Annotated in this window: 10 protein-coding genes; 6 read left to right on the top strand and 4 right to left on the bottom strand. The window is 37.3% G+C overall.

The window, feature by feature from the left end:
* Positions 1-514, top strand: a 514-nt coding sequence (locus ACIQ2X_RS10645; RefSeq protein ID WP_396178909.1) for a tRNA dihydrouridine synthase, incomplete at its 5' end; no start/stop codon positions are given.
* Positions 515-915: 401 nt separating this feature from the next.
* On the opposite strand, the gene ACIQ2X_RS10640 is transcribed toward ACIQ2X_RS10645, so the two are convergent.
* The 4 genes from ACIQ2X_RS10640 to ACIQ2X_RS10625 all read right to left on the bottom strand — a co-directional run bounded on the left by ACIQ2X_RS10640 (position 916) and on the right by ACIQ2X_RS10625 (position 5,491).
* Positions 916-2,814, bottom strand: a complete 1,899-nt coding sequence (locus ACIQ2X_RS10640; protein WP_396178908.1) for an amidophosphoribosyltransferase — start codon at positions 2,812-2,814, stop codon at positions 916-918.
* 128 nt (positions 2,815-2,942) lie between these two features.
* Positions 2,943-3,869 carry a PfkB family carbohydrate kinase gene (locus tag ACIQ2X_RS10635; protein ID WP_396178907.1) on the bottom strand — a complete coding sequence of 309 codons (927 nt, stop codon included), beginning with the start codon at positions 3,867-3,869 and terminating at the stop codon, positions 2,943-2,945.
* Between the two features lie 576 nt (positions 3,870-4,445).
* Positions 4,446-4,925, bottom strand: coding sequence for a ribonuclease HI (gene rnhA / locus ACIQ2X_RS10630; RefSeq protein ID WP_396178906.1), 480 nt, complete (start codon positions 4,923-4,925; stop codon positions 4,446-4,448).
* A gap of 2 nt (positions 4,926-4,927) precedes the next feature.
* On the bottom strand, positions 4,928-5,491 hold the full coding sequence (locus tag ACIQ2X_RS10625) for a phosphoribosylglycinamide formyltransferase (protein WP_396178910.1): 564 nt from the start codon (positions 5,489-5,491) through the stop codon (positions 4,928-4,930).
* 171 nt (positions 5,492-5,662) lie between these two features.
* Here ACIQ2X_RS10625 and ACIQ2X_RS10620 point away from each other — a divergent pair, with 171 nt between their 5' ends.
* From ACIQ2X_RS10620 to ACIQ2X_RS10600, 5 genes are all read left to right on the top strand, one after another.
* Positions 5,663-5,899, top strand: coding sequence for an acyl carrier protein (locus ACIQ2X_RS10620; protein WP_014082856.1), 237 nt, complete (start codon positions 5,663-5,665; stop codon positions 5,897-5,899).
* Between the two features lie 181 nt (positions 5,900-6,080).
* Positions 6,081-7,334 carry a beta-ketoacyl-ACP synthase II gene (fabF, locus tag ACIQ2X_RS10615; protein WP_396178905.1) on the top strand — a complete coding sequence of 418 codons (1,254 nt, stop codon included), beginning with the start codon at positions 6,081-6,083 and terminating at the stop codon, positions 7,332-7,334.
* A 6-nt stretch (positions 7,335-7,340) separates the two neighbouring features.
* Positions 7,341-8,081, top strand: coding sequence for a ribonuclease III (gene rnc / locus ACIQ2X_RS10610; RefSeq protein WP_396178904.1), 741 nt, complete (start codon positions 7,341-7,343; stop codon positions 8,079-8,081).
* Between the two features lie 111 nt (positions 8,082-8,192).
* Positions 8,193-8,675: an IPExxxVDY family protein gene (locus ACIQ2X_RS10605; protein ID WP_396178903.1), complete on the top strand. Its 483-nt coding sequence runs from the start codon at positions 8,193-8,195 to the stop codon at positions 8,673-8,675.
* Positions 8,676-8,678: 3 nt separating this feature from the next.
* A partial coding sequence (locus ACIQ2X_RS10600) for a pyruvate kinase (RefSeq protein WP_396178902.1) occupies positions 8,679-8,908 on the top strand: 230 nt, incomplete at its 3' end.

Below are 8,908 nucleotides of genomic sequence, written 5' to 3'. Positions count from 1 at the left end.
GCAGGACATTGGCGTTCAGGCTTTAACCGTTCATGCCCGAACAAGAGCCCAGATGTACAAAGGCCATTCGGACTGGAGTCACGTAGAACGCATCAAGAAAAACCCACGGATTACAATGCCAATCTTCGGAAATGGCGATATTGATTCGGCAGAAAAAGCTTTGGAATACAAAAACAGATTTGGTCTCGACGGGATGATGATTGGTCGGGCTGCGATTGGTTATCCTTGGATTTTTAATGAAATCAAACATTTTTTTGAAACGGGAACGCATTTGCCAAAACCTACAATCGAACAACGTGTGGAGGCAGCCAAAAATCACTTGCAATGGGCAATGGATTGGAAGGGCGAAAAACTAGGCATTTTAGAAACACGTCGTCATTATACCAATTATTTCAAAGGACTTCCGAATTTTAAGGAACACCGAATGAAAATGGTTTCGAGTGAAGATCCTGAATTTATTTTTGAAAGTTTTGCAGAAGTGTTGAAGATTTATGATGGATTGGAATTGGTTTAGAAGCTGAAACTAGTTCAGCTTGACAAATTTATTTCTGGCTCTGCGGGACTTTTTTGTGTTAGGGATGGAAGCGGAGCTCTTTTTTGATTCCGATTTTTCTTCGGAAGCAAAAAAAGCGGGAGTGGACAGCCCGGGCCCGGAGTTTTTACGGAGGGTAACACCCCAAAAAAAGTGATATAGAAGCTGAAATATCCCGAAGCGTCGGGACAGCTTGACAAATAAGTGGTTTCAGACTTCTGTAAAATAAAAAAGGCGGATTTTCATCCACCTTTTTTGCCCCAAATCTACCATAAACTTAACCTACTAATATTATGGTTTTGTAAATGTAATTTAGTACTTAATGTTGTGCAAAAAAATCAGATGAAATACACATTTATCCGATTAAGTGCGTTTTTTGAACGTTAATAAGCCCTTGCATCGTTTCCTTCGTAGAAATTGATAAAGGCACGATTCACTACCCGATTTCCTCCTGGAGTGGGATAATCGCCCGTAAAATACCAGTCGCCCAAGTTTTTTGGACAGGCAATGTGTAAATTTTCGACTGTTTGAAAGATGATTTTTACCTCTGCTTTAATTTCTGGCGAACTGAGCATTTCGGCAATTTTATCTGATATTTCTTGAGGCTCAAATGGGGCATAAATTTCGGTTACAAAATTTACCACTTCTTTATCCTCTAGCTTTTCTTGGGTTTTACATTTTCTGTAAACTTCCTCGACAATGTGGTATAAATTTCTTTCTTTTAAAAGTGCTAGTGCCGCTCTAAATGCTACTAAACCTTCAAGTTTTGCCATGTCAATTCCATAACAATCTGGATAACGAATTTGTGGCGCTGATGAAACGATAACGATGCTTTTGGGCTTCAAGCGATCCATCATTTTGATGATACTCATTTTCAGAGTAGTTCCGCGAACGATACTGTCGTCGATAATGACCAAATTGTCTTCCGGTTTAATCACGCCATAAGTTACGTCGTAAACGTGCGCGACTAAATCGTCTCGACTACTGTCTTCGGTAATAAACGTTCGGAGCTTTGCGTCTTTGATAGCCACTTTTTCTGTTCGAATTTTAACTTCTAACAGTTGTTGCAAGGTTTCTTTTGTTAAAGTGTCCTTGTTTTCTAAAATAAAATTATTTTTTCGTTGGTTCAAAAAATCCTGAGCGGCTTCGACCATTCCGTAAAAGGAAGTTTCGGCCGTGTTTGGAATATACGAAAAAACGGTATTGTCGGTATCGTTATCAATGGCGTTTAAAACTGCAGGAAGTATCAATTTGCCTAGGGTTTTTCGCTCCTGATAAATTTCAGCATCACTTCCTCTTGAAAAATAAATACGTTCGAACGAACAAGCCTTTTTGACTACTGGCGTGATGATTTCTTCTTCGGTAACCGTTCCGTTTTTTTTAATAATCAACGCATTGCCAGGTTGTAATTCTTTGATTTGTTCAAAATCCAAATTAAAAACGGTTTGAATCACAGGACGTTCGGAGGCAACCACTACAATTTCATCATCTTCATAAAAATAAGCCGGTCGGATTCCTGCTGGATCCCGAAAAACAAAAGCGTCGCCGTGACCAAAAAGTCCTGCCATTGCATAACCTCCGTCCCAGCCTTTTGAGGCTCTTTTCAGGATTTTTTTTACATCCAATCGTTCGGCAATTACGGGAGAAGCTTCTCTTTTCGAAAGTCCTTCGTTTTTGCAATCCAAGTACAAATCGGTGACTTCGTCGTCCAGAAAATGTCCGATTTTTTCCATAACCGTTACCGTATCTGCCAGCTCTTTGGGATGTTGACCTAGTTCTACCAAACTGTTGAAAAGCTCGGTTACATTGGTCATGTTAAAGTTTCCAGCAACGATTAAATTTCGGTGCATCCAATTGTTTTGACGTAAAAACGGATGAACGCTTTCGATACTGTTTTTACCAAAAGTGCCGTAACGCACGTGACCTAAAAATAATTCGCCGATGTAGGGAATGTTTTTCTTTTGAAGCTGCACATCATTCGCCCATTCGGGATGCAATCGTAACTCTTCGCTGATGCGGTTGTTGATTTGCGCAAAAACATCTTGAATCGGTTGTGAATCATTGGATCGGACTCGGCTGATGTAACGTTCGCCTGCTTTCAAGTCGAGTTTGATGCTGGCAAAACCGGCTCCGTCTTGTCCGCGGTTGTGCTGTTTTTCCATCAAGAGATACATTTTTTGTATTCCGTAGAAAGCCGAACCGTATTTTTGTTTGTAAAACTCGAGTGGTTTTTTCAACCTTAAAAGGGCAATACCACATTCGTGTTTAATTGAGTCGCTCATTGTGTTGTAGGTTAGTAGTTATATTTACCGCAAATTCGCAAATTTATAGTAGTGTTTATTACAATTTAAATTTCAAACTGCCCGTTATCATTCAATCAAAAACGCCCCGTTTCCGAGGCGTAAAATTTCTATTGTAATGCAATGTCAAATTGCGTCAACGATTTAAATTGCTGCAAGCGGCTGATTACTTCTTCATGTGTTAAGGTTTCCATTCTTTCGGTTCCAAATTTTTCTACGCAAAACGAAGCAAGATTCGAGCCATAAATGATGGCGTTTTTCATGTTTGTGAAAGAAATATTTTCGCTTTGCGTAATAAATCCTGCAAAACCTCCTGCAAAGGTATCACCCGCTCCTGTTGGGTCGAAAACTTCTTCAAGTGGCAATGCTGGTGCAAAAAAAACTTCTTTGTTGTGAAACAATAATGCGCCATGTTCGCCTTTTTTGATGACCACATATTTTGGCCCCATCGTATGGATTTTGGCTGCCGCCTTCACTAACGAATATTCTCCCGATAATTGACGGGCTTCTTCGTCGTTAATAGTGATAACATCTACTCGTTTGATTACGTCCAAAAGTTCGGGTAAAGCACAATCCATCCAGAAATTCATCGTGTCTAAAACGACTAATTTTGGCGCTGTTTCCATTTGATCCAAAACACTGCTTTGTACCAAAGGATGCAAATTTCCAAGCATTACTACATCAGCATTTTTAAAATCCTGAGGTACTTTTGGTTGAAAATCGGCCAAAACATTTAGTTCTGTTGCCAATGTATCGCGGGAATTTAAGTCATTGTGGTAGCGACCGCTCCAGAAGAATGTTTTTCCTCCAGGTACGATTTCCAAACCCGAAATATCAATGTTTCTTGTGGTCAATAAATCCAAATGCTCTTGTGGAAAATCGTCTCCAACTACCGAAACTATTGCCGATTTTAGGTTAAAAAAAGAAGCTGAAAGTCCGATATAAGTAGCGGCACCACCTAAAATTTTATCGGTTTTCCCAAAAGGGGTTTCAATAGCATCGAAAGCAACGGTTCCGACAATCAACAATTTATTCATTTGTTAGGTTTGAAATTAGGGTGCAAAGATAAACTTTAGTTTAAAAGTTTAAAAGTATTTAAGGTTTAAAAGTTTTGGTACAGTATTGGATTGAAAAAAGTAGTCTGCGATAGGATTTTGAGATGGGTTCAAATGGAATGACAGCAAGTTTGAACTATTTTAATTTCTTGAATTGAGAAGGTTTTCTTTTCAAAATCAATGTAAACTTTTAATTTTTTTCCCACAAGGTTTTTCGGAATCTTGAAAGCAAGATTCACAATAGTATCGTTCGGGGTTAAAGTTTGCTCCATCACACGTATAAATTTACAATAATTTTTTATTTGAAATTGATTTTATACAGATTACAATAAATCTTCTACTCGTCTTCATAAAAACTAATACAAAACCCGTATAAATTATTACGAAAATTAATGAAAACGTCTTAAAAATTTATTTCTTATAAACTCCAATTCATATCCCAAACCATTTCCCAAATATCATCTCAACTTTAAAATTACACTACTACTTACTTTGAAAATACACTACAATTAACTTTGAAAATACACTATAGGTAACTTTGAAAATGCACGGTTAAAATCAAATCAACTTTCCCTCCTCATTTTCATAAAAAGCATCAATGGATAAGTTGGGCAGCCCTGAAGCATAAACCGCCAATTCATCGCAGCGTTCGTTTTGAGGATGATTATTATGACCTTTGATCCATTTGAAATCTACTTGGTGTTTGCGATAGATCTTGAGAAATCGTTTCCATAAATCTGAATTTTTTCGGTTCACAAAACCTTTTTTTTCCCAGCCTAAAACCCATTTTTTCTCCACCGAATCCACCACATACTTAGAGTCAGAAATCACTAAAACTTTCATATTTGGATTTTTGAGTTTTTCCAAACCTACAATTACCGCAAGAAGTTCCATCCTATTATTGGTCGTCACGCGAAAACCTTCGTAGAATTCTTTTTTATACGGCGTTCCTACCAATTCCATAACCACGCCGTAACCGCCGTTTCCGGGATTTCCTTTTGCCGCTCCGTCGGTGTAAATGTGTACGTCGTGATTCAAAATTAGGATTTTAAAAGATTTTCAATGATTTGTGGAAAATACTCGTGCTCTAATTTTCCAATTTTTGCAGCGATTTCCTCTGGCGAACTACAATCTGTAACTGAAATACTTTTTTGAAAAATAATATCGCCTTCATCATAATGTTCGTCGATATAGTGAATCGTAATTCCGGTTTCCGATTCCTTGTTATCCAAAACTGCCTGATGCACATGTTTTCCGTACATCCCTTTTCCACCATATTTCGGCAATAGTGCAGGATGGATGTTGATGATCTGGTTAGGATAGGCTGCAATTACATTTTGAGGAAATTTCAATAAAAAACCTGCTAAGACAATTAAGTCGGGTTTGAATTCATTGACTTTATCAAAAACAATTTCCGAGAAAAGATCCTCTTTTGAAAACACAAAACTATCAACACTTAGGTTTTTTGCCCTTTCTATCACTTTGGCTTTCGGATTATTACAGAAAACAGCCACGACTTCAGCGGTTTTTTTCTGCTGAAAGTAACGTATAATATTTTCTACATTAGTACCTGAACCTGAAGCAAACAAAAGTATCCTTTTCATCATTTAGATAATTAGCCAACAAAAAAAAGAATAAAAATTGATATTAAGTCGATTTTAAAGGGCTTTATGAAATAAATTTTATAATTTAGTATTTATATTTACAAACAAAGGATGGTTATAAGATAAAGTTTTTTATTTTTGCCAACAAATTAAATTTTAAAATTAAAAATTATGTCAGACATTGCATCAAGAGTAAAAGCGATTATCGTAGACAAATTAGGCGTTGACGAAAACGAAGTTGTGTTAGAAGCTAGCTTCACAAATGATTTAGGAGCTGATTCATTAGACACTGTTGAGCTAATTATGGAGTTCGAAAAAGAATTTGACATCCAAATTCCAGACGACCAAGCGGAAAACATCGCTACTGTTGGTCAAGCTATTTCTTACATCGAAGAGGCTAAAAAATAATAATTTGCGTCTGGATTTTTATTAATTCAGACGTTTTTTATTTTAATTAAAAAATTAAGCGTTGGTATATTATGCCAACTGCATCTATAAAAGTAGCGTTTAATACCTATGTCTTTTTTATGATTTCCATAGAAGAACACAGGTATTATTTGTTTTAATACAAGACTAAAATAATTTACTTATGGCATTAAAGCGCGTTGTGGTTACTGGTTTAGGTGCACTTACTCCCATTGGAAATTCTATTGAAGAATATTGGAATTCTCTAATAAATGGTGTGAGTGGTGCTGCCCCAATAACGTATTATGATACTGAAAAGCACAAAACCAAATTTGCATGTGAGGTAAAAAACTTCAACATCGAAGATTATATGGATCGCAAAGAATCCAGAAGACTCGATAAGTTTGCACAATATGCAATTGCTGCCAGTGACGAGGCAATTAAAGACGCCGGATTAACCTTAGAAAATACCGACAAACACCGGATTGGTGTGATTTGGGGAGCTGGAATTGGTGGCTTGCAGACGTTTCAAGACGAAGTGATGTACTATGCCCAAGGCGATGGCACGCCAAAATTCAATCCGTTTTTTATCCCGAAAATGATTGCTGATATCGCTCCAGCCCATATTTCGATGCGAAATGGCTACATGGGACCCAATTATACTACGGTTTCTGCATGTGCTTCATCAGCAAATGCGTTAATTGATGCGTTCAATTACATCCGATTGGGAATGTGTGATGTGATTGTTTCGGGAGGTTCCGAAGCAGCAGTTACCATTGCTGGAATGGGTGGCTTTAATTCCATGCATGCATTATCTACTAGAAATGAAAGTCCAGAAACCGCTTCAAGACCATTTGACGCTACTCGCGATGGATTTGTATTAGGAGAAGGAGCGGGTGCTTTGGTTTTAGAAGAGTACGAACATGCCAAAGCCAGAGGTGCAAAAATTTATTGTGAAGTGGGCGGTGGCGGAATGTCCTCTGACGCTTATCACCTTACTGCACCACATCCAGACGGAATTGGTGTTATTGCAGTAATGCAAAATACGCTACGAGATGCAGGAATGACTCCCGATCAAGTAGACCACATCAATACCCACGGAACTTCTACCCCTCTCGGAGATGTTGCCGAATTGAAGGCCATAACTGCAGTTTTTGGCAATCATGCTAAAAATATCAACATTAATTCGACTAAATCGATGACCGGACATTTGCTTGGTGCTGCTGGTGCAATTGAAGCAATCGCCTCGATTTTGGCAATGAAACATAGCATAGTACCGCCAACAATCAATCATTCAGTTGTTGATGAAAATATCGATCCTTCATTGAATTTGACTTTAAACCATCCACAAAAAAGAGAGGTAAATGTTGCAATGAGCAATACATTCGGTTTTGGAGGTCATAATGCTTGTGTTTTATTTAAAAAATTAGAAGAATAAACCAATATGGGTATTTTTAAAAAAATATTCTCGAAATCCCGTACTCTTGAAGGCGGGATTTTTTTTGATGCCATTTCTAAAATATTGGGATTCAAACCAGTAACTGTAGAATATTACCAAAGAGCATTTACACACCGCTCTTCAAATAAAATGGACATCAACGGGAACCCCATCAGCTATGAACGATTGGAATTTCTGGGAGATGCAATGCTAAGTTCGGTAATTGCAGCCTACCTATTTATGGAAGTACCTTCTGGAGACGAAGGTTATTTGACTAAAATGCGTTCAAAAATTGTCAGTCGCGAACATTTAAACGAATTGGGCCGTGATTTGAATTTAATCCAGTTTGTAGAAAGCAAAGTTCCGGCACAACATTTTGGCGAAAACATCCACGGAAATATATTTGAAGCTTTGGTGGGAGCTATTTATCTGGACCAAGGCTATATCGTTTGTGAGAAATTTATCCAAAAAAAAGTCATCACCCCTTATGTGGATATCGCCCGATTGGAAGGAAAAGTTATCAGCTACAAAAGCCTAATAATCGAATGGTGTCAGAAAGAGAAAAAGACATTTAATTTTGATGTTTTTGAAGATAATGGAATTACTGGCGAAAAATTATTTGGGGTAAAACTCAGTATTGACCAAAAAGTAATCGCAAAAGCCCGGGCCGTTTCTAAGAAAAAAGCCGAGGAAAAAGCAGCACAAAGAGCCTACTTTGCACTTCAAGAAAAAATTTCCGAAAAATAAGTTGAGCTTTAATCCTACATCGTTTTCGTTGATAAATTATCGTTAAGATACTGAGGCAATCTGTGTTCGCAAGTTTTTATACCTTATATTTACAACTTATTTTGGATGTAAATGGCGGTTCGTAAGTTATCTTTAAATGAATTTGATGCAGTTGATTATGATTTAATTGCAATTCACACCTCTCTCGAAGATTACCGATTGGCTTATTTTCTTAATCAAAAACTCCCCATTTTATTAAGCAAAAGTAGCAGTTTTGTAGAAAGTCAAAGCACAAGCGGTGTCGCATTTTTTTCAAAATTTTCTTATTTGGTAAATGAAACCCAAGAGGAATGGCACCTGATAGAGAACAAAGATGAGATCATTGTAGCTTCAAATGCCGCTTCAAATGACTTATTTTCTAATGAAGCACAGAGCATCTCAACAAATGTTTATCTTTTGCCCGAAATGAAAAAAGTAAATTTTTTCCTAAAAATAGAAAACACCTTTATCACAATTAGTGAAATCGTATCACGTTTAAATTCAATTAACCATATTTCCACAGCTTATGCCGTAGAAATTGAAAACTTAAAGTCAAAAAACAATTTAATTTTTTAAAATATGCCCACGAAAAAAAAGACGAAAATTGTAGCCACATTGGGTCCTGCGTGTAGCACAAGAGAAGTATTAAAAAATATGATTGACGCAGGTGTCAATGTATTTCGTATTAACTTTTCGCATGCCGACTACGAAGACGTTAGCGAAAAAATCAATTTAATTCGAAGCCTCAACGATGAGTTTGGCTACACGACAGCAATCCTAGCCGATTTGCAAGGTCCGAAACTCCGCGT

This window comes from Flavobacterium sp. (genome assembly GCF_044368625.1).
GTDB lineage: Bacteria > Bacteroidota > Bacteroidia > Flavobacteriales > Flavobacteriaceae > Flavobacterium.
This window is presented reverse-complemented; position numbering and strand designations above follow the sequence as displayed.

Excerpts from the sequence above, each read along its gene's own strand:
- ACIQ2X_RS10620 (WP_014082856.1), top strand. The coding sequence starts at position 5,663 with ATGTCAGACATTGCATCAAGAGTAAAAGCGATTATCGTAGACAAATTA.
- rnc (WP_396178904.1), top strand. The coding sequence starts at position 7,341 with ATGGGTATTTTTAAAAAAATATTCTCGAAATCCCGTACTCTTGAAGGC.
- ACIQ2X_RS10625 (WP_396178910.1), bottom strand. The coding sequence starts at position 5,491 with ATGAAAAGGATACTTTTGTTTGCTTCAGGTTCAGGTACTAATGTAGAA.
- ACIQ2X_RS10640 (WP_396178908.1), bottom strand. The coding sequence starts at position 2,814 with ATGAGCGACTCAATTAAACACGAATGTGGTATTGCCCTTTTAAGGTTG.
- fabF (WP_396178905.1), top strand. The coding sequence starts at position 6,081 with ATGGCATTAAAGCGCGTTGTGGTTACTGGTTTAGGTGCACTTACTCCC.
- ACIQ2X_RS10635 (WP_396178907.1), bottom strand. The coding sequence starts at position 3,869 with ATGAATAAATTGTTGATTGTCGGAACCGTTGCTTTCGATGCTATTGAA.
- ACIQ2X_RS10605 (WP_396178903.1), top strand. The coding sequence starts at position 8,193 with ATGGCGGTTCGTAAGTTATCTTTAAATGAATTTGATGCAGTTGATTAT.